Annotated in this window: 17 protein-coding genes; 5 read left to right on the top strand and 12 right to left on the bottom strand. The window is 73.0% G+C overall.

All coding sequences use genetic code 11. From position 1 onward, the window contains the following. Nucleotides 1-57 precede the first annotated feature (57 nt). On the top strand, nt 58-1,689 hold the full coding sequence (locus tag Apa02nite_RS03585) for a PAS domain S-box protein (RefSeq protein WP_203823826.1): 1,632 nt from the start codon (nt 58-60) through the stop codon (nt 1,687-1,689). A 103-nt stretch (nt 1,690-1,792) separates the two neighbouring features. Here Apa02nite_RS03585 and Apa02nite_RS03580 read toward each other — a convergent pair whose 3' ends face one another. The 3 genes from Apa02nite_RS03580 to Apa02nite_RS03570 form a co-directional block, all read right to left on the bottom strand. After that, on the bottom strand, nt 1,793-2,068 hold the full coding sequence (locus Apa02nite_RS03580) for a GlsB/YeaQ/YmgE family stress response membrane protein (protein ID WP_067684049.1): 276 nt from the start codon (nt 2,066-2,068) through the stop codon (nt 1,793-1,795). An 84-nt stretch (nt 2,069-2,152) separates the two neighbouring features. Next, complete coding sequence (gene lepA, locus Apa02nite_RS03575) at nt 2,153-4,030, bottom strand: translation elongation factor 4 (RefSeq protein WP_203823825.1); 1,878 nt, start codon at nt 4,028-4,030, stop codon at nt 2,153-2,155. Nucleotides 4,031-4,249: 219 nt separating this feature from the next. Continuing rightward, nucleotides 4,250-4,783 (bottom strand): DUF4240 domain-containing protein, encoded by a 534-nt coding sequence (locus Apa02nite_RS03570; RefSeq protein WP_203823824.1) that lies wholly within the window; start codon nt 4,781-4,783, stop codon nt 4,250-4,252. A 67-nt stretch (nt 4,784-4,850) separates the two neighbouring features. Here Apa02nite_RS03570 and Apa02nite_RS03565 point away from each other — a divergent pair, with 67 nt between their 5' ends. Then, complete coding sequence (locus Apa02nite_RS03565) at nt 4,851-5,855, top strand: phosphotransferase family protein (RefSeq protein ID WP_203823823.1); 1,005 nt, start codon at nt 4,851-4,853, stop codon at nt 5,853-5,855. 157 nt (nt 5,856-6,012) lie between these two features. Then, entirely contained in the window at nt 6,013-6,279 is a 267-nt protein-coding gene (gene rpsT, locus Apa02nite_RS03560) for a 30S ribosomal protein S20 (protein WP_067684061.1), read from the top strand. 189 nt (nt 6,280-6,468) lie between these two features. On the opposite strand, the gene Apa02nite_RS52290 is transcribed toward rpsT, so the two are convergent. The 4 genes from Apa02nite_RS52290 to Apa02nite_RS03540 form a co-directional block, all read right to left on the bottom strand. Then, complete coding sequence (locus Apa02nite_RS52290) at nt 6,469-7,098, bottom strand: hypothetical protein (RefSeq protein WP_203823822.1); 630 nt, start codon at nt 7,096-7,098, stop codon at nt 6,469-6,471. Further along, entirely contained in the window at nt 7,095-8,078 is a 984-nt protein-coding gene (gene holA, locus Apa02nite_RS03550) for a DNA polymerase III subunit delta (protein WP_067684071.1), read from the bottom strand. The genes Apa02nite_RS52290 and holA overlap by 4 nt, the downstream gene beginning before the upstream one ends. Before the next feature lie 323 nt (nt 8,079-8,401). Next, nucleotides 8,402-10,915: a ComEC/Rec2 family competence protein gene (locus tag Apa02nite_RS03545; RefSeq protein ID WP_239164098.1), complete on the bottom strand. Its 2,514-nt coding sequence runs from the start codon at nt 10,913-10,915 to the stop codon at nt 8,402-8,404. Beyond that, nucleotides 10,912-11,745: a ComEA family DNA-binding protein gene (locus Apa02nite_RS03540; protein ID WP_203823865.1), complete on the bottom strand. Its 834-nt coding sequence runs from the start codon at nt 11,743-11,745 to the stop codon at nt 10,912-10,914. Before Apa02nite_RS03540 ends, Apa02nite_RS03545 begins: the two co-directional genes overlap by 4 nt. A 377-nt stretch (nt 11,746-12,122) precedes the next feature. On the opposite strand from Apa02nite_RS03540, the gene Apa02nite_RS03535 reads away from it, so the two are divergent. Both Apa02nite_RS03535 and Apa02nite_RS03530 read left to right on the top strand, forming a co-directional pair. Further along, nucleotides 12,123-12,887 (top strand): putative protein N(5)-glutamine methyltransferase, encoded by a 765-nt coding sequence (locus tag Apa02nite_RS03535; protein WP_203823821.1) that lies wholly within the window; start codon nt 12,123-12,125, stop codon nt 12,885-12,887. Nucleotides 12,888-12,895: 8 nt separating this feature from the next. Continuing rightward, a complete protein-coding gene (locus tag Apa02nite_RS03530) occupies nt 12,896-13,945 on the top strand; it encodes a hypothetical protein (RefSeq protein WP_203823820.1) in 1,050 nt (349 codons plus the stop codon). Here the strand turns inward: Apa02nite_RS03530 and Apa02nite_RS03525 are convergent. From Apa02nite_RS03525 to nadD, 5 genes are all read right to left on the bottom strand, one after another. After that, nucleotides 13,942-14,790: a DegV family protein gene (locus tag Apa02nite_RS03525; RefSeq protein WP_203823819.1), complete on the bottom strand. Its 849-nt coding sequence runs from the start codon at nt 14,788-14,790 to the stop codon at nt 13,942-13,944. The genes Apa02nite_RS03530 and Apa02nite_RS03525 overlap by 4 nt on opposite strands. A 34-nt stretch (nt 14,791-14,824) precedes the next feature. Continuing rightward, nucleotides 14,825-15,229 carry a hypothetical protein gene (locus tag Apa02nite_RS03520; protein WP_203823818.1) on the bottom strand — a complete coding sequence of 135 codons (405 nt, stop codon included), beginning with the start codon at nt 15,227-15,229 and terminating at the stop codon, nt 14,825-14,827. A gap of 110 nt (nt 15,230-15,339) precedes the next feature. Beyond that, nucleotides 15,340-15,972: a histidine phosphatase family protein gene (locus Apa02nite_RS03515; protein ID WP_067684089.1), complete on the bottom strand. Its 633-nt coding sequence runs from the start codon at nt 15,970-15,972 to the stop codon at nt 15,340-15,342. Next, on the bottom strand, nt 15,969-16,373 hold the full coding sequence (rsfS, locus tag Apa02nite_RS03510; protein WP_203823817.1) for a ribosome silencing factor: 405 nt from the start codon (nt 16,371-16,373) through the stop codon (nt 15,969-15,971). Before rsfS ends, Apa02nite_RS03515 begins: the two co-directional genes overlap by 4 nt. Nucleotides 16,374-16,412: 39 nt before the next feature. Beyond that, nucleotides 16,413-17,018 carry a nicotinate-nucleotide adenylyltransferase gene (gene nadD, locus Apa02nite_RS03505; RefSeq protein ID WP_203823816.1) on the bottom strand — a complete coding sequence of 202 codons (606 nt, stop codon included), beginning with the start codon at nt 17,016-17,018 and terminating at the stop codon, nt 16,413-16,415. Nucleotides 17,019-17,025 lie beyond the last annotated feature (7 nt).

Genomic DNA, 17,025 nt, shown 5'->3' with positions numbered 1-17,025 from the left:
CGCGCTGCGTATACATCGACATGGACACTGCGCAACCACCCTGGTACTAAGTAGGACGTGTTCTGGGGAGCGCTCGAATGGATCCTGCTCGGGTCAGGCGGCGTCGGCGCGATCATCTACGGTGTGCGGCGCCATCGACCGGCGCGTAAGGCGCCGTGGTGGTTGCTGGCCGCGTCACTGGCTGTCCTCGCCGTGGGCGACGTCTGCTACTCGTACGGCCAGCGGGATCTGGCCGACGCCTTCTACTTGTTCATGTTCGGCCTGGTCGTGGTCTGCCTGATGCAGTTCACCCGGGGTGGCGCGCTGCTCGTCGACCGGGCCCGGCTGATCGACCTGCTGGCCTTCGCCTGCTCGACGCTGCTGATCGTCTGGGTCTTCGTGATCGGCCCGAACGGCCGGCTGGGCGACGTGTCGGCCGCCGACGTGATCGGTGACGTCCTGCTGCTCTGCGTGGCCGGCCGGCTGGTGGCCGGCGACCGGCGCAACGTCGCGGCCTGGCTGCTGCTGACCGGCGCGACCGGGATGCTGGCCGGCGACATCGGCTATCCGCTGGCCGAGGGCCCGCTGACCGAGTCGACGTACGTGCTGCTCTACGTCTGCTGGGGCCTGTCCGCGCTGCACCCGTCGATGATCCGGCTGACCGAACCGGCGCCGTCGCGGCACAGTCCGTGGAAGTTCCGCTGGTCGGTGCTGCTCGCCGCGTCGGCCGGCGGCCCGCCGACGGTGCTGCTGATCGAGGCGCTGCAGGGTCAGGTCGTGGACGGCGTGGTGATCGCCGTCACCGCCGCGGTCACCCTGCTGCTCACCATCACCCGGCTGGCCGACTCGATCCGGCAGCACAGCCAGGCGCTGACCCGGGAGCAGGGCCTGCGTACCGCGACCGCGGCGCTGGTCGCGGCCGCGGACCGGCCCTCCGTCGACGCCGCAGTGCGCGCGGCGGTCAGTCAACTGCTGCCACCGCACGGGGTACGCCGGGTCGCGCTCGCCGACGAACTGTCACCGGCCGACCTGCCACCCGCCTCGGCCGGCCCGGCCGGTCGCAGCTGGTGGTTGCCGGCCACCGAGCCGGACGACCGCACCCTGGTCTGCCCGCTCCGGCTGGAGCCGCTCGACGTGGTCCGGCCCAGCGGCGGCGCGCTGATCATCACCGGTCGCCGGGAGGACCTGATCGTCGGCCACGACGCGCTCGAGGTGCTCGCCGGCCAGGCCGCGCTCGCCCTGGACCGGATCACCCTGGTCGAGGCGGTCGGCCGCCGGGACAGCGACCTCTACCTGCGCGCTGTGATCCGCAACACCGCCGAGATGATGGTGGTGATCGACGTCGACCAGCGGGTGCGGTACTCCAGCCCGGCGCTGCGCGAGCTGATCGGCCAGGACGAACTGCCCCCGCTGATCACCCTCGACGAGCTGGTCCACCCGGACGATCGGCCCATGGTGCGCAACGCGCTGCGCTCGCTCGGCGACGGCACCGTGCACTGCGCCCTGCAACGCGCCGACCTGACCCAGGTGCTCGTCGAGATGACCTACCGCGACCTGCGTGACGACCGCCTGGTCCAGGGGCTGGTGCTGACCCTGCGGGACATCACCCGCAACCACGACCCGGCGGAGCAGCACCCGTACGCGGAACACAGCGGCGAGATGCCGGCCTGGGTCAACCGGCGGTCGGCCCAGCAACGTTTCCGGTTCTGACCCTTCCTTTTTCGGACCCGGCTGCTTTCGGACCGGAGCTGCTTCGGGGCAAAGCGAAAGCGCCGGCCCTCTTTCGAGGTCCGGCGCTTTTCGGCTTTTGGTGTTATCGGGTCAGGCCCCGGCGACCAACAACGCCGACCGTGAGGGCGACACCGATGGCGGCGAGCACGACCTGGAAGAAGAACTCGATCCAGTCGAAGCCGTTGGTGCTGGCGACGCCGAAGGCCCGGGCGAGCACGGTGCCGAGCAGGGCGGCGACCACACCGATGACCATGGTCAGCCAGATCGGGATGTTCTGCTTGCCGGGTACGACCAGGCGGCCCAGGGCGCCAATGATCAGACCGACGACCAGGGCGGTGATGATTCCGGTGACAGTCATTGGGGAGTCCTCTCGGGGGGTGAAGCTCGTTCGTTGCGTCCGTCGAGCAACAGAGTTCCCGGCCCCCCGAGAAATCAAACCGCCCTATTTTTTTGTGGCTTTCGGGTCGGCCGCCTCGGAGGTGGAGAGCGCGGCGATGAAGGCCTCCTGGGGCACCTCCACGCGGCCCACCATCTTCATCCGCTTCTTGCCTTCCTTCTGCTTCTCGAGCAGCTTCCGCTTGCGGCTGATGTCACCGCCGTAGCACTTCGCGAGCACGTCCTTGCGGATCGCACGGATGGTCTCGCGGGCGATGATCCGGGAGCCGATGGCCGCCTGGATGGGCACCTCGAACTGCTGCCGCGGGATGAGTTTCTGCAGCTTGGCGGCGATCGACGTGCCGTACGCGTACGCCTTGTCCTTGTGCACGATGGCGCTGAACGCGTCGACCGGCTCGCCGTGCAGCAGGATGTCCACCTTGACCAGATCGGCGACCTGCTCGCCGGAGGGCTCGTAGTCCAGCGACGCGTAGCCCTTGGTCTTGCTCTTCAACTGGTCGAAGAAGTCGAAGATGATCTCGGCGAGCGGCAGCGTGTAGCGCAACTCCACCCGTTCGGCGGACAGGTACTCCATACCGAGCAGGGCGCCGCGCCGGCTCTGGCACAGCTCCATGACCGCGCCGACGTACTCGTTCGGCACCAGGACGGTGGCGCGCACCACCGGCTCGCGGATCTCAGCGATCTTGCCGGTCGGGAACTCGCTCGGGTTGGTGACCGTCGCCTCGTTCGCGTCCTCGGTGACCACCTGGTAGACCACGTTCGGCGCGGTGGAGATCAGGTCGAGGTTGAACTCGCGCTCCAGCCGCTCGCCGATGATCTCCAGGTGCAGCAGGCCGAGATACCCGACGCGGAAGCCGAAGCCGAGCGCCGCCGAGGTCTCCGGCTCGTAGGTGAGCGCGGCGTCGTTGAGCTTGAGCTTGTCGAGCGCGTCACGCAGCGCCGGGTAGTCCGAGCCGTCGATCGGGTAGAGGCCCGAGTAGACCATCGGCTTCGGGTCCTTGTAACCGCCCAGAGCCTCCTTGGCCGGCCGGTTGTGGCCGGTGATGGTGTCACCCACCCGGGACTGGCGGACGTCCTTCACGCCGGTGATCAGGTAGCCCACCTCGCCGACACCGAGGGCGCCGGCCTTCTCCATCTCCGGCGACACCACCCCGATCTCGAGCAGCTCGTGCACGGCGCCGGTGGACATCATCTTGATCTTGTCGCGGGCGCTGATCCGGCCGTCGATGACCCGGACGTACGTGACGACGCCGCGGTACACGTCGTACACCGAGTCGAAGATCATCGCGCGGGCGGGCGCGTCGGCGTCGCCGACCGGTGCCACCAGCTCCCGGACGATCTCGTCGAGCAGGTGCGACACCCCGATGCCGGTCTTGCCGGAGACCCGGAGGACCTCCGACGGGTCGACGCCGATGAGCTTGGCCAGCTCCTCGGCGTACTTCTCGGGCTGCGCGGCCGGCAGGTCGATCTTGTTGAGCACCGGGATGATGCGCAGGTCGTTCTCCATCGCCAGGTACAGGTTGGCGAGGGTCTGCGCCTCGATGCCCTGCGCGGCGTCGACGAGCAGCACCGCGCCCTCACAGGCGGCGAGGCTGCGGGAGACCTCGTAGGTGAAGTCGACGTGCCCCGGGGTGTCGATCATGTTGAGGACGGCGGTCTCGCCCTGCCGGGCGCCCTCGCGGACGGTCCAGGGCATCCGCACGGCCTGCGACTTGATGGTGATGCCGCGCTCGCGCTCGATGTCCATCCGGTCGAGGTACTGCGCACGCATCTGCCGCGGGTCGACCACGCCGGTGATCTGCAGCATCCGGTCGGCCAGCGTCGACTTCCCGTGGTCGATGTGGGCGATGATGCAGAAGTTGCGGATACGGCTGGGATCGGTCGATCCGATCACGTTCACGCCGGGGTCGAGCGGTCCAGGCACGGTCGTCCGTTCTTCTCGGGATGGTTCTGCGGATGCGGGTGTCGCCGGTCGAACGCCGGCGCCCCCTATCGTCCCACGCCCGCGGGGGCAGGTCCGATCACACCCGTTCCGGCGCCTCCCGCGCAGCCGGGATCCGTCCGGCCGCTCCAGGAAGAGCGCCTCCCGCACAGCCGGGAACAGTCCGGCCGCTCCAGGAACAGCGCCTCCCGCGCGGCCGGATCAGTCCGGCGGCTCCAGGAACAGCGCGGAGAGCCGGGGCAGCCGGCGGCGCATCTCGTCCTCGTTGTCGAAGTCCCACAGGTCGGCCACCTCCGGCCGGTGCCGGGGCCGGTCCTCGGCGGGCAGCGGCGTGCCGGTGGCCTCCTCATAGGCCCGGGCGGCGATGCCGAGCACCTCCTCGGCCTCGAAGACGGCGCCGGTGTCGGCGCCCTCCTTGATCGCCACCACGTTGGCCAGCACGTCGGGTGCCGGGACGGCGGCGGCCACCGCCTTGCGCCCGTGCGCGATCAGCCAGCCCCGGAACGCGTCGAAGCCCGCCTCGTCGGCGCCGCTGTTGATCAGATAGGCCGCGGCCCAGAGGTCCTCGGTGCCGGAGGCCACCATCACCTTGTCCAGGTGGCGGCCCCAGGCGACGATCTCCTCCGGGTCACGGGTGGCCAGGTCGGCGACGGCGCGCTCGGCCACCTCGGCGGGGGACGCCGGCCGGGCGGCGGTGGCGCGGTCGATGACCGCCCAGAAATCGTCGGTTCGCATACGACGATCCTGCCAGTGCGGTACGACAGTCCTTCGCTGACACGGTCGGTGACGGCAAGATGGGCCCATGCGGCCGATCACCCTGCCCGAGATTCCCTACGACGCCACCGCCGTACGCCCGGATTGGCCCGACCTGCCGGAACCCGTGCGCCGGGCGATCACCGCGCGCCTCGGCTCCCCGGTGTCCGCCGCGCGCAGCGCCGGCGGCGGTTTCACCCGGGCCTTCGCCGCCGTGCTCGACACCGAGGCCGGCGCCGGCGTGTTCGTGAAGGCCGCACCGCTGGGCGACCCCACCGCCGAGTGGTACGCCCGGGAAGCCGCCATCACCGCGGCCCTGCCCCCGGAAGTGACCGCCGCCCGTCCGCTCTGGACCATGACCGACGCCGGCTGGTACGTCCTGTGCCTCGAGGCGATCGACGGCCGGATCCCACCGCTCCCCTGGTCCCGCGACGATCTCCAGTCGGCCCTGCGCACCTGGTCGGCGGCGGCCACCGCGCTGGCCCACCCGTCACCGGCGCTGCTCGCCGTCGGCCTGCCCGGGCTGCCGGAGATCGTGCGCGGCGAGATGTCCTGGTGGTCGCTGATCGCCAAGCGCCGCGAGCCGATGCCGGAACCGGCCACCACCACGATCGCGCCGCAGCGGCTCGCCGAGCTGGCCACGCTGGAACGCGCCCTGCCCGACCTGGTCGCCGGCGACGCCCTGATGCACGGCGACCTGCGGCTGGACAACGTGATGATCGACGCCGGCGGCCGGGCCTGGCTCTGCGACTGGACCTGGCCGTGCCTCGGCGCACCCTGGTTCGACACGGTCACGCTGCTGGTCAGCGCGTACGCCAGCGGCCTGGACACCGACGCCGTGCTCCGGGCCTGGGGCGCGCCGGACGAGGGCGTGGACGGCGCTCTGGCGGCCCTCTCCGGCTACTGGCTGGTCCGGGCCGGCGGCGGGCCGAGCAGCGCGTCGCCGCACAGCCGCCAGCACCAGCGGTTCAGCGGCGAGCAGGCCCTCGCCTGGCTCGCCGAACGCCGGGGCTGGGACACCGCCCCGGCCAGGCGCGGCTGGCTCCGCCGCTGACGCCGTTTTGGCGGCTCGGAGGCGTGCTGGTAGTCTGGTCCATCGCGTGTGGTGACACGCTGTGGTCATTCTCTCCGGCCCTGCCGGAGCGGTGTTCAGAGCGCGGCAGCCATTCGTTTAGACCATTTTTCCGAACTAGTCAGGACAAGGCTGTCGCGTGGCGAACATCAAGTCCCAGATCAAGCGCAACCGGCAGAACGAGAAGGCCCGTCTGCGCAACAAGTCGGTCAAGTCTTCGCTGAAGACCGTGATCCGCAAGCTTCACGAGGCGAGCGCGTCCGGTAACAACGAGTCGGCTACCGCTCTGCTGCGTGACGCCTCGCGTCAGCTGGACAAGGCTGTCAGCAAGGGCGTCATTCACAAGAACCAGGCGGCCAACCGTAAGTCGGCTATCGCCAAGAAGATCGCCTCGCTGTCCGCCTGATCCTTTCGGATCACATTCAGCGGCCGCAGCGATGCGGTCACTGGCTCCGCCCGCCGGCGGGCGGGCAGAGCGAAACCGGGCACCGCTGGACTCTCAAGGTCCGCGCGGTGCCCGATTCGTTTTTCCCGCTGTGGTACGGACAAAGCAAAGCCCCGGGCGGGATCCGCTCGGGGCTTGCTTGATCCGTCGTCACTCGTAGCGGCGCACCGCGGACTGCCGGGCCATCTGCTGCCGCACGTCACCGTCGTCGGTCCACGGCCGGCGCACCGGCGCCGTGTTAACCGCCGGACCGGCCGCCCGCTGCTCGGCGCCGGCCGGGTAGCGCCCGTCCCGCACCGGCTCGCCCCCGGAGTAACGGCCGCCCTGGATCGGCCGGCCGGGCCCGTTCTCCGGCGGGAACCAGACCACCCCGGTCGACCGGCCCTGCGCCGGCTCCACCGGCAGCGGCGTCACGACCGGCGCCCGCACCCGCGGCGGCGGCCACTCGGTCGCATGCCCCCCGCCGCGCGGCCGGTACGTGTCCCGCTCGGCCCGCTGCACGGCGACCCGGGCGGCCACCGGCTCGGCGGGCGGCGGCGCCAGCCACCCGGCCATCAGATCGTTGAACTTCACCATCACCGCCACCGCGAACGGCAGCACCAGCACACCCCACCAGTTGACCAGCTCGGCCAGGGCGAGCAGCAGGCCGAGCGCGATCGCGCCCTCCAGGAAGACGAAGCAGAGCAGCCCGCTCGGGCTGAGGTGGCGCAGGCGCAGCATCCGGGCGTACATCGGCTGATGTGCCGCGCCGGCCCGCCGGGAACGCACCGTGCGGGTCATCGGGCACCGCCGGACCGGCGCGCCGCGGCCACCGCGAAGACGGCCTGTTCCAGCGCGTACCCACGGTCCTCGGCGCCGCCCTTGACCGCCGCGTTGCAGACCGCGGCGGCGCGCATCGCGTCGACCAGCCCGTCCGGCGTCCAGCCGCGGCTGCGCTCCTGTGCCTTCTGGATCTTCCAAGCCGGCATGCCGAGCGTGCTGGCCATCTGGTACGGATTGCCCTTGCCGGCCGACGCCACCCGCGCGACCGTCCGCACCCCGTCGGCCAGCGCGTCCGCGATCGGCACCGGGTCGACCCCGACGTGCAGTGCCCAGCGCAGCGCCTCGAGCGCGCCGGGCAGGTCGCCGACCATCGCCGCGTCCGCCACCGTGAAGCCGCTGACCTCGGCCCGGCCCTTGTAATACCGGGCGACCACCGCCTCGGTGACCTTGCCGTCGGTGTCGGCGAGCAGCTGCGAGCAGGCCGCCGCGATCTCCCGCAGGTCGTTGCCGACCGCGGCGAGCAGCGCGGCCGCGGTCGCCTCGTCGCACCGGCCGCCGGCCCGGCGGAACTCGTCCCGGACGAACGCGGTCCGCTCCCGGTCGTTCTTCAGCTTCATCGCGGGCACCACCGTCGCGCCGGCCTTCTGCAGGCCGTCGGCGAACGCCTTGCCCTTGGCGCCACCCGGATGGGTGACGATCAGCGTGACCTCCGGGTCCGGATTCTTCGCGTACGACAGCAGCGCGGCGGCCAGTTCCTTGCGCGCGTCCTGCCCGTTGCGCAGGACCAGCACCCGCCGCCCGCCGAACAGCGACGGGCTGAGCATCTCGGCGACCTCACCCGGACTCAGCTGGCCGGCCTCGTATTCCCGGACGTCCGCGCCCGGGTCGGCGGCTCGAGCCGCTTCCACCGCCGCGGTGACGGCACGGGCGGCGAGCAGTTCCTCATCGCCTTGGACGAGCAGCAACAAGGGTGGTGGCGCGGCGTTCACGCCCGACATCGTCGCACGTCCGGCGGACACTCCGGCGAGGCTCACTCTTTGGCGCAGCTCTATCGATCACGGAACGCGAAACCAGACATATCGGCACGCAAGGATATGTCAGACAATCTGACCTGCGGGATCGTCCGGCGAGGTGGCGGGCCACCGCCGACGGTCCCGGGTCGCACCCGGTGCCGGAAATACCTCCTCGCCCTCCGGCATGTCGTTCTTGCACCGGGCGGCCGGCCCGCGGGCCACCCGCTCTTGGGCCGCCGCCGCTCTTGCGGCCCCTTGAGGCAGCTGCTGCTTCGGGGGCGCCGCTTCGGCCGGCTCACCCCAGGTGTTCAGCCGCTCTCCGCCCCGCGCGTGGTCACGGCCAGGTCGCCGCCGGCCGCGCTGAGCACCGCGAGATCGCCGGAGAGGTCGGTCCGCAGCACCCGCGCGCCGTCGGTGGCCAGGCGGGACATCAGCGCCGGGTTCGGATGCCGGTAGTCGTTGCCCACCCCCACCGAGACCAGCGCCACCGCCGGGTCCACCGCGTCCAGCAGCTCCGGCGACTGCAGCGCGCTGCCGTGGTGCGCCACCTTCAGCACGTCGGCCCGCAGCGCCGCCGGCCCTAGCCGCTCGACCAGGTCGGCCTGCTCCTCGGTCTCCGCGTCACCGAGCAGCAGCACGCTGCGGCCGGCCACCGTGGCCCGCAGCACCAGCGAGTTGTTGTTCGGGTCTGAGTTGGTGCCCCGCAGCGGCTCCAGCGGGCCGAGCGCCTCGAGCCGCAGCCCGTCCCGCTGGTAGGTCCACCCCGGGCCGACCGCCTGCACCGGCGTGCCGGCCCGCTCGGCGGCGGCGGTGACCTGCGCCCGGCCGCCCTCGGGCTCCGGCCAGTCCGGCGCGACCACCGCCGCCACCGCCCGGCCGCGGAACAATCCGTCCACCCCACCCACGTGATCCGCGTGGTAGTGGCTGACCGCGAAGAGCGCCACCTGCCGTACCCCGAGCCGGCGCAGGCACCGGTCCACCGGGTCCGGCTCCGGCCCGGCGTCGACCACCACCGCCCGGCCCCGGCCGGCCGGCAGCACCAGGGCGTCACCCTGCCCCACCGAGCAGGCCACCACCAGCCAGTGCGGCGGGGGCCAGCCGGTGGCGAGCAGTCGTACCGGCAGGGCGCCGAGCACCGCGCAGACCGCCACCACGGCGGACACCTTGCGGACCACCGCCCGGCGGGCCGCGATCAGGAACACCACCGTGAGCCCGCCCAGCAGCAGGGCGCCGGCCGTCCCGTCCGGCCAGGGCAGCGCGCCGGCCGGTACCCGCGCCCCGGTCCGCGCGACGAGCACCAGCCAGGCGGCCGGCCAGTGCGCGAGCCAGCCGGCGAACTCGGCGCCGGCCGGCCACACCGGGGAGAGCAGCGCGGCGGCCACCCCGAGCAGGGTGGCCGGGGCGATCGCCGGGACGACGACCAGGTTGGCCGGCACCGCGACCAGGCTCACCGTGCCGGACAGCCCGGCGATCACCGGCCCGCAGGCCACCTGGGCGGCGGCCGGCACGGCCAGCGCCTCGGCCGCGCCGGGTGGCCAGCCCCGGGCCCGCAGCGCGTCCCGCCAGACCGGGGCGAGCAGCAGCAGACCGCCGGTGGCCAGCACGGAGAGCGTGAACCCGGCGTCCGCCGCCAGCTCCGGGTCGGCGAACAGCAGCACCGCGGCGGCCGCGGCCAGCGCCGGCACCGCCGCCCGGGGGCGCCCGGAGGCCAGCCCGAGCAGGCCGATCGCCCCCATCGCGGCGGCACGGACCACGCTCGGCGACGGCCGGGCCAGGATCACGAAGCCGGCCAGCGCCACCGCGCACACCGCCGCGCAGAGCGCCGGCCCGGCCCCGGTCCGGCGCACCACGAAGAGGACCACCCCCAGGATGATCGCCACGTTCGAGCCGCTGACCGCGTTCAGATGGGTCATCCCGGTGGTCTGGAAGTCGGCCTCCAGGGCCGGGTCGAGCCGGCTGGTGTCCCCGACGACCAAGCCGGGGAGCAGGCCGCCGGAGTCGTCCGGCAGCGGCGCGCAGGCCCGTTGCAGCCCGGCCCGGAGCCGGCCGGCGGCCCGCTGGGCCCAGGACGGCTCGCCGATCAGGTGGGGCGGCTTGCGGACCGAGACGACGGCCGCCCGCAGGTCGCCGGGCCGGGGCGGCATCAGCTTCCCGGTGGCGGTCAGGTGCTGGCCGGGCAGCAGGCCGCGCCAGCCCGGGTCGCTGCCGAGCACCAGGGCCCGCGCGGACAGCCGGATCGGTTCGCCGCCGTCCGTGCGGCGGACCCGTTCCAGCTCGACCGCGACCAGGTAGGTGGGCGGCCCGGCGGTCCCGCGCAGCGCCCGCGGATCGTCCCGGACCACCGCGCGCACCTCCACCGGGTCACCGGCCTCGATCAGCGCCACCAGCGCACCGGCCTCCCGCACGCTGACCCGGGCGGCGGTGGCCACCGCCCCGCACCCGGCGCCGAGCGCCAGCGCCACCCCGATCCACCGCAGCGCCCCGGGAAAGGCAGCCGCCCGGGAAGAGACCGCTGCCCGGGAAGAGACCACCGCCCGGGAAGAGGCGGCGGCCCCGAAGAAGGCCGCCGTCCCGGAAGAGGCCGCCGTCCCGGAGAGGACCGCTGCCCCGGAAGGCCCGTGCCCGGGGGCAGCACGCCGGCGGGGAGACGCGCGCCGCAGGCCGATCAGTGCGCCCACCCCCGCGACGATCAGCGCGGTCGCCCCGGTGAGCAGCCCGCTGCGCGCCGCCTGGTGCAGCGCGCCCAGCGCGGCCAGCCAGACGCCCACCGTGAACCCGGCCAGCCGCAGATCCGGCGCCGCCCGCGGCTCCCGGCCGCTCACACCGTCACCAGGTCCTTGAGCTGCTCGAACCGCGCGTCCCCGATCCCGTCCACCTTGCGCAGGTCGGTGACCGCCCGGAACCCGCCCTGCGCCGTCCGGGCGTCCAGGATCCGCTGGGCCAGCACCGGACCGACCCCGGGCAGCCCGTCCAGGTCCGCCAGGGTCGCGGTGTTCAGGTTGACCAGCCCACCCGCCAGCCCACCCGCCGGACCGGCACCGCCCGACGGGACCGGGCCGGCCGTGGGCACGGCGCCCGGCGGCAGGCTCGCACCCACCATGATCAGCTCACCGTCGGTGACCTTGCGGGCCAGGTTCAGCCCGGCAACGTCCACCCCGGGGTCGGCGCCGCCGGCCGCGGTCAGCGCGTCGGCCACCCGGGCGCCGGGCGCGAGCCGGACCAGGCCGGGCTTGCGCACCTTGCCGCCGACCGCGACCACCACCTCGGCCGAGGCACTGGCTACGCCGGCCGAGCCCGCACCCACCGGGCCCGCACCGGCCGGCGCCGCACCGACCGTGCCGACCGGGCCGGCCGCCGGGGTCACACCGGGGCCCGGCGCGACCGGCTCCACCCGGGGCCGCGACTGCCAGGCCAGGAACGCCGCGACCAGCACCACCACCACGGCGACCACGGCCAGCGCCCGCACACCGGGCCGCCCCGGGTCGAAGGCGTGCAGCCACTTCCGAGGTCCACCCGGGTCATCACCGAACGCGCCGGCGCCGGGAAGCGCCGGCCCGGGCTCATCGCGGAACGCACCGGCACCGGGAAGCGGCGGGCCCGGGTCACCGCCGAACCCTCCGGCACCGGGAAGCGGCTCTGGTGCCCCCGCCATCTCCCAGGCATAACCCTCCACCCCGGCAGGCAGCGGAACCGCGCCGGCCGCACCAGGTCCGTCAGGCAGACCATGCTCATCACCCCCGGAACGCCCGGAGCCGGGCGCCTCGTCGGAACGGCCGTCGACCTCGGCCCAGGCCGGCACGATGTCCGACCACCGCAGTGGCCCGGCCGGTCCGCCCGGGGCCACCGGCCCGGCCGCGTCTGCGTCGTGCAGCGCCCGCATCCGGGTCGCCACGACGTCGTCGGTATCCTTCGCGTCTCGCACGGGTCGGATTCTGTGAAAACGGCCCGCTCGGGACCGGCCCGGCTGTGGACGTTCCGGCACTGTGGACGTCCACCACGATCTTTCCCGCTCTGCTAAGGACCACTTTCGTGACCAGAGAAGAGGCGATCCTCCGGCTCCGCGCGGCCGGCTGTGTCTTCGCCGAGGACGAGGCCGCGGTGCTCGTCGAGGCGGCCGCGGACGACACCTCCCTCGACGCCATGGTCGAGCGCCGGTGCGCCGGCGAGCCGCTGGAGCAGGTGGTCGGTTACGCGGACTTCTGCGGCGTCCGGGTCCGCCTGCGCCCCGGCGTCTTCGTCCCCCGCGTCCGCAGCGAACTCCTGGTCCGCACGGCCGTGGCGGAACTGACGAGCCAGACCACGGATCCCCTGGTCGTGGACCTGTGCTGCGGTTCCGGCGCGCTCGGCCTCGCGGTCCGCCACCGCCTCCCCGGGATCACCCTGCACGCCGCCGACCTCGACCCGGCCGCGGTCGCGGCGGCCCGCGACAACCTGGGCGCCAACGTCCACCAGGGCGACCTGTTCGCCGCCCTGCCGCCCGAGCTGCGCGGCCGGATCACCGTCCTGCTGGCCAACGTCCCGTACGTGGCGACCCGCCACCTGCCCTTCCTGCCCGCCGAGGCCCGCGACCACGAGCCCCGGACCGCCCTGGACGGCGGCGACGACGGCCTGACCGTCTTCCGGGCCGTGCTCGCCCAGGCCGGTGACTGGCTCGCGCCGGGCGGGCTCCTGCTCTCCGAGATCACCGAGGCGCAGACCGGCCCGGCGATCACCGCCGTCGATGGCTATGGATTGACGCCGGCCGTGACCACCGACGATGATCTCGACGCCCGTGTGATCACCGCGAGACGATAGGCAGCGTTGTGGGGCTGTTTCGCAGGGTTGCCCGTGCCCGGCTGGCCGGCCGGGTGGTGCGGAGGCTGCGCCATTCCGGCATTCCGGGCGCCCGCTACCACTCGGCTGCTTTCGAGGTCCGGTTCACCCGGCCCGGCGACGAGCAGTCGACGATTCTGCCGCTCACCCCGCTGCTCGGGCGCAGCCGTCGTCAGCTGGGCGCGTATCTGGCCGGCATCGTCCGTACCGGAAATCTTCCGGAGGATTGGGCGAGCGCCGCGCCGAGGTTGCGGCCGGTGCTGCGCGGCAGCGCCGCGGGCTCACCGCTGTGCCGCCCGGTGTTGCCGTTCCTGTCCGAGTTCGTGGTGGTCGATCATCCCGACACCATCACGTACGTCACGCCGGACCAGCTGGCGGCCTGGGAGGCGACCGAGGACCAGGTGTTCGACGCCGCCCGGGCGAACCTCTCCGGCGCGGTGCTGCACGGCGCGCCGACGACCAAGCCGGTGGTGGTCCGGTTCGTCGACGACGGGAACGCCTACTGGACCTCGCACCTGCTGCTGCCGGGCTGGCTGGACCGGCTCGCCGAGCAGGTCGGCGGCCCGCCGGTGGCGTTCGCCCCGGAACGCGGCACCCTGCTGGTCGCCGCCGACGACCACGACCTGCTCCGGGCGCTGTTCGCCCAGGTGGAGGAGATCTACGCGCGCTCGTCGCGGTCGTTGACCCCGATGGCGTACGTCAGCGGCCCGGACGGCTGCCCGGTGCCGTACCCCGCCCCGCCCGGCCACCCGCTGCACCCGGCGGTGTCCCGGGCCGAGCGGATCCTGGCCGTCGAGGAGTACAACCGGCAGGCCGCCGAGCTGCTGGACGCCGCGGAACTACGGCTGACCGGCTCGGACACGGACGGCTGGCGTACCCGCGCCCTGTGGGAGCGGGACGCGCCGATCCTGTTGCCGGCCGCCGACGAGGTGCAGGCCGGCGACCGGGTGCTGCCCTGGACCGGCCTGGAGCTGACCCCGGCGGAGGACCTGACCCCGGCCCGCTGGCGCGCCCGGAAGTGGCCCGACCCCGGCACCTAGTCGCGGCGGTGCACGATCACCCCGGCCAGGCCGGGTCCGGTGTGCGCGGCCACCACCGCGCCCACCTCGGTGAGGTAGCAGTCCCGGAGCCGGTCGCCGAGCCGCATGGTGACCGCGTCGACGAGCGCGCTCGCGCGTTCCGGGGTGCCCAGATGGTGCACGGCGATGTCGGCCTCACCGGGCCCGGCCGCCTCGACCGCGAGATCGACCAGCCGGCTCAGCGCCCGCCCGGCGGTACGCACCTTGTCCCGCACCACCACCGCGCCGTCCGCCACGTGCAGGATCGGCTTGACCGAGAGGGCGGTGCCGAGCAGCGCCGAGGCCGCCCCGATCCGGCCACCGCGGCGCAGGAACTCCAGCGTGTCGACGTAGAAGAACGTGCTGACCCGGGCGGCGTGCTCGACCGCGGTCCGGTAGACCGCCGCCAGGTCCTGCCCCTGCCTGGCCGCGGCGGCGGCGGCCAGCGCCGGGAAGCCCAGCCCCATCGCCGCGGTGCCGCTGTCCACCACCCGCACCTGCGGGCCGACCTCGGCGGCGGCCAGCTGGGCCGCCTCGAACGTGCCGGAGAGCTTGGCGGACAGGTGCACGGAGACGACGCCGTCCGCGCCGGCGTCCAGGAGCCGGCGGTACTGGTCGACGAACTGGGACGGTGCGGGCCGGGACGTGCTCACCGAGGTGCGGCGAGCACCGAGCGCCCTGGCGACCTCGGCCGGGAAGATCTCCAGGCCCTCGAGCCCGTCCCAGCCGTTGATCACGACGGTGAGCGGCACGATGGTGAGGTCGTACCGCCCGTTCAGCTCAGCGGGAAGATATGCCGTGGAGTCGGTGACGACCGCGATGGTCATGCACGAACTGTACTGATCCCCGCCCGGTCCGGGATCAGCCAGGCGTGACCGAGGACACCAGGAACGGCTCACCCTGCTGGCAGGTCGTCATGGTGCCGGGCTGCGGCGTGCCGGTCACCCGCACCTTGCTGCCCACCACGGCCGACGCGCGCAGCGCCTCGTCGTCGAAGACCAGCAGGTGGAGGGCCTTGCCGGCCTGCAGGATCAGGCAGTTCGGCTCGACCCCGGCAGTGACCGTGCCGGTGACCGTGGTGGTGCCGGCGGCGGGCTTACCGGACTTGGTCACCGAGGGCTCCGGCTGGGCGGAGGTGGACTCCGGGAGGACCGAGACCGAGGGAGCGGCGCCGGGTTCGACCGACCCGGTGTCGCTCTGCGAACGTGCGCAGCCGGCGATCACCAGCGTGAGCAGGACGGCGGGGACGACAGTTCGACGGATCATGGCAGTTGGACGCTCCGGAAGGATGATCGGTTCCGTCGGACCGACGAAGAAGAGACAGTCCGACGGAGAAGAGGCAGTCCGACCAGGAGAGGCAGGCCGACGAGGAAGAGTCAGACCGCCGGGGGAACCGGCCGGTCGGCGAAGACTCCCACGTTGTACGCCCCCAGCTGCCAGTCCCGGTCCTCGTCGTAGGTCAGCTCGGCCCAGTGACAGTTCTGCAGCGCGCGCAGCGTGCGGTTCTGCTCCCGGGACCAGCCGAGCAGGTGGGCGAGACCCTGGCGGGCCGCGGCGCCGTGGGTGGCGACCACCACCGTGCCACCGGCCGGGACCAGCGCGGCCGCGTCCTGCAGCGCGTCGCTGACCCGTTTGCCCATGACGTCGAGATCCTCCACGTCACCGCCGACGTCCTTGCCCGCCTTCCAGCGCGCGAACTCCAGCGGCCGCTGCGAGGCCACCTCGGTCATGGTCAGGCCCTGCCAGGAGCCGAAGAACCGCTCCCGGAGCCGCTCGTCGTGGCTCACCGTGAGCCCGGTGCGAGTGGCCAGCGCAGCCGCCGTGTCGGCGGCCCGCTGCAGGTCACTGGCGACGATCGCATCCGGCCGCATCGTCAGCAGCAGCTCCGCGGCCTCCGCTGCCTGCCGGCGGCCGAGGTCGTTGAGCGGCACGTCGGTCTGCCCCTGGACGCGGTGTCCCGCGTTCCAGTCGGTGTTGCCGTGCCGCCAGACGATGAGGCGGGTGGTCACGACGCTTCGGAGCCGGCCGCGCCCGCGTCGACCATGTCCCGGTCGGCGAACGGGATGGTCGGGCAGTCCTTCCACAGCTTGTCCAGGGCGTAGAACTCGCGCTCCTCGGAATGCTGCACGTGGACCACGATGTCGACGTAGTCGAGCAGCACCCAGCGGCCCTGCCGCTCGCCCTCGCGGCGCACCGGCTTCGCCTTCTCCGGCAGATTGACCAGGGCTTCCTCGATGGCATCGACGATCGCGACGACCTGACGCTCATTCGACGCCGACGCGATGACGAACGCGTCGGTGATGTAGAGCTGCTCGGCGACGTCGATGAGGGTGATGTCCTGCGCCTTCTTGTCGGCGGCGGCCTGTGCGGCCGTCAACGCCAGTTCAACAGCGCGTTCAGTGGCGGGCAAAAGAGTCCCCTCGGTCGGGTGTCAGAGGCCCCAAGTGTCTCACGCGCGTCCGACAATCCCCGAGTCCCGATACAGCCCCCGCTTGTTGATGTACTGCACGACACCATCCGGGACCAGGTACCACACCGGAAGACCGGCTCCGACCCGCTGGCGGCAGTCGCTGGACGAGATGGCCATGGCCGGCACCTCGACCAGGGTGACGCTCTCGGCGGGCAGGTTCGCCGCGGAGAGTTCGAAGCCGGGACGGGTCACGCCGATGAAGTGCGCGAGACCCAGCATGGTCATCGCGTCCTTCCACGACATGATCCGGCCGAGGGCGTCGGCGCCGGTGATGAAGTACAGCTCCGCCGACTGGCCGTAGACCGCGCGCATGTCGCGCAGCGTGTCGACCGTGTAGGTAGGCCCGTCCCGGTCCAGGTCGGCCCGGCTCACGTGGAAGCGCGGGTTGGAGGCGGTGGCGATCACCGTCATCAGGTACCGGTCCTCGGCGGGCGAGACCTTGCCCTTCTCGTACGGCTGCCCGGTCGGGACGAACATCACCTCGTCCAGCGCGAAGCGGGCCTGCACCTCGCTCGCCGCGACCAGGTGGCCGTGATGGATGGGATCGAACGTCCCACCCATGATTCCGATCCGCCTGCCTGACATCGCAGCA

It is taken from the genome of Actinoplanes palleronii, assembly GCF_016862315.1.
Taxonomy (GTDB): Bacteria; Actinomycetota; Actinomycetes; order Mycobacteriales; family Micromonosporaceae; genus Actinoplanes; species Actinoplanes palleronii.
This window is presented reverse-complemented; position numbering and strand designations above follow the sequence as displayed.

What these genes read in the sequence shown, in the direction of transcription:
- Apa02nite_RS03540 (WP_203823865.1), bottom strand. Translation starts at nt 11,745, where the DNA reads ATGGCGGGGGCACCAGAGCCGCTTCCCGGTGCCGGAGGGTTCGGCGGT.
- holA (WP_067684071.1), bottom strand. Translation starts at nt 8,078, where the DNA reads ATGTCGGGCGTGAACGCCGCGCCACCACCCTTGTTGCTGCTCGTCCAA.
- Apa02nite_RS03520 (WP_203823818.1), bottom strand. Translation starts at nt 15,229, where the DNA reads ATGATCCGTCGAACTGTCGTCCCCGCCGTCCTGCTCACGCTGGTGATC.
- Apa02nite_RS03565 (WP_203823823.1), top strand. Translation starts at nt 4,851, where the DNA reads ATGCGGCCGATCACCCTGCCCGAGATTCCCTACGACGCCACCGCCGTA.
- Apa02nite_RS03580 (WP_067684049.1), bottom strand. Translation starts at nt 2,068, where the DNA reads ATGACTGTCACCGGAATCATCACCGCCCTGGTCGTCGGTCTGATCATT.
- Apa02nite_RS03525 (WP_203823819.1), bottom strand. Translation starts at nt 14,790, where the DNA reads ATGACCATCGCGGTCGTCACCGACTCCACGGCATATCTTCCCGCTGAG.
- Apa02nite_RS03570 (WP_203823824.1), bottom strand. Translation starts at nt 4,783, where the DNA reads ATGCGAACCGACGATTTCTGGGCGGTCATCGACCGCGCCACCGCCGCC.
- Apa02nite_RS52290 (WP_203823822.1), bottom strand. Translation starts at nt 7,098, where the DNA reads ATGACCCGCACGGTGCGTTCCCGGCGGGCCGGCGCGGCACATCAGCCG.
- nadD (WP_203823816.1), bottom strand. Translation starts at nt 17,018, where the DNA reads ATGTCAGGCAGGCGGATCGGAATCATGGGTGGGACGTTCGATCCCATC.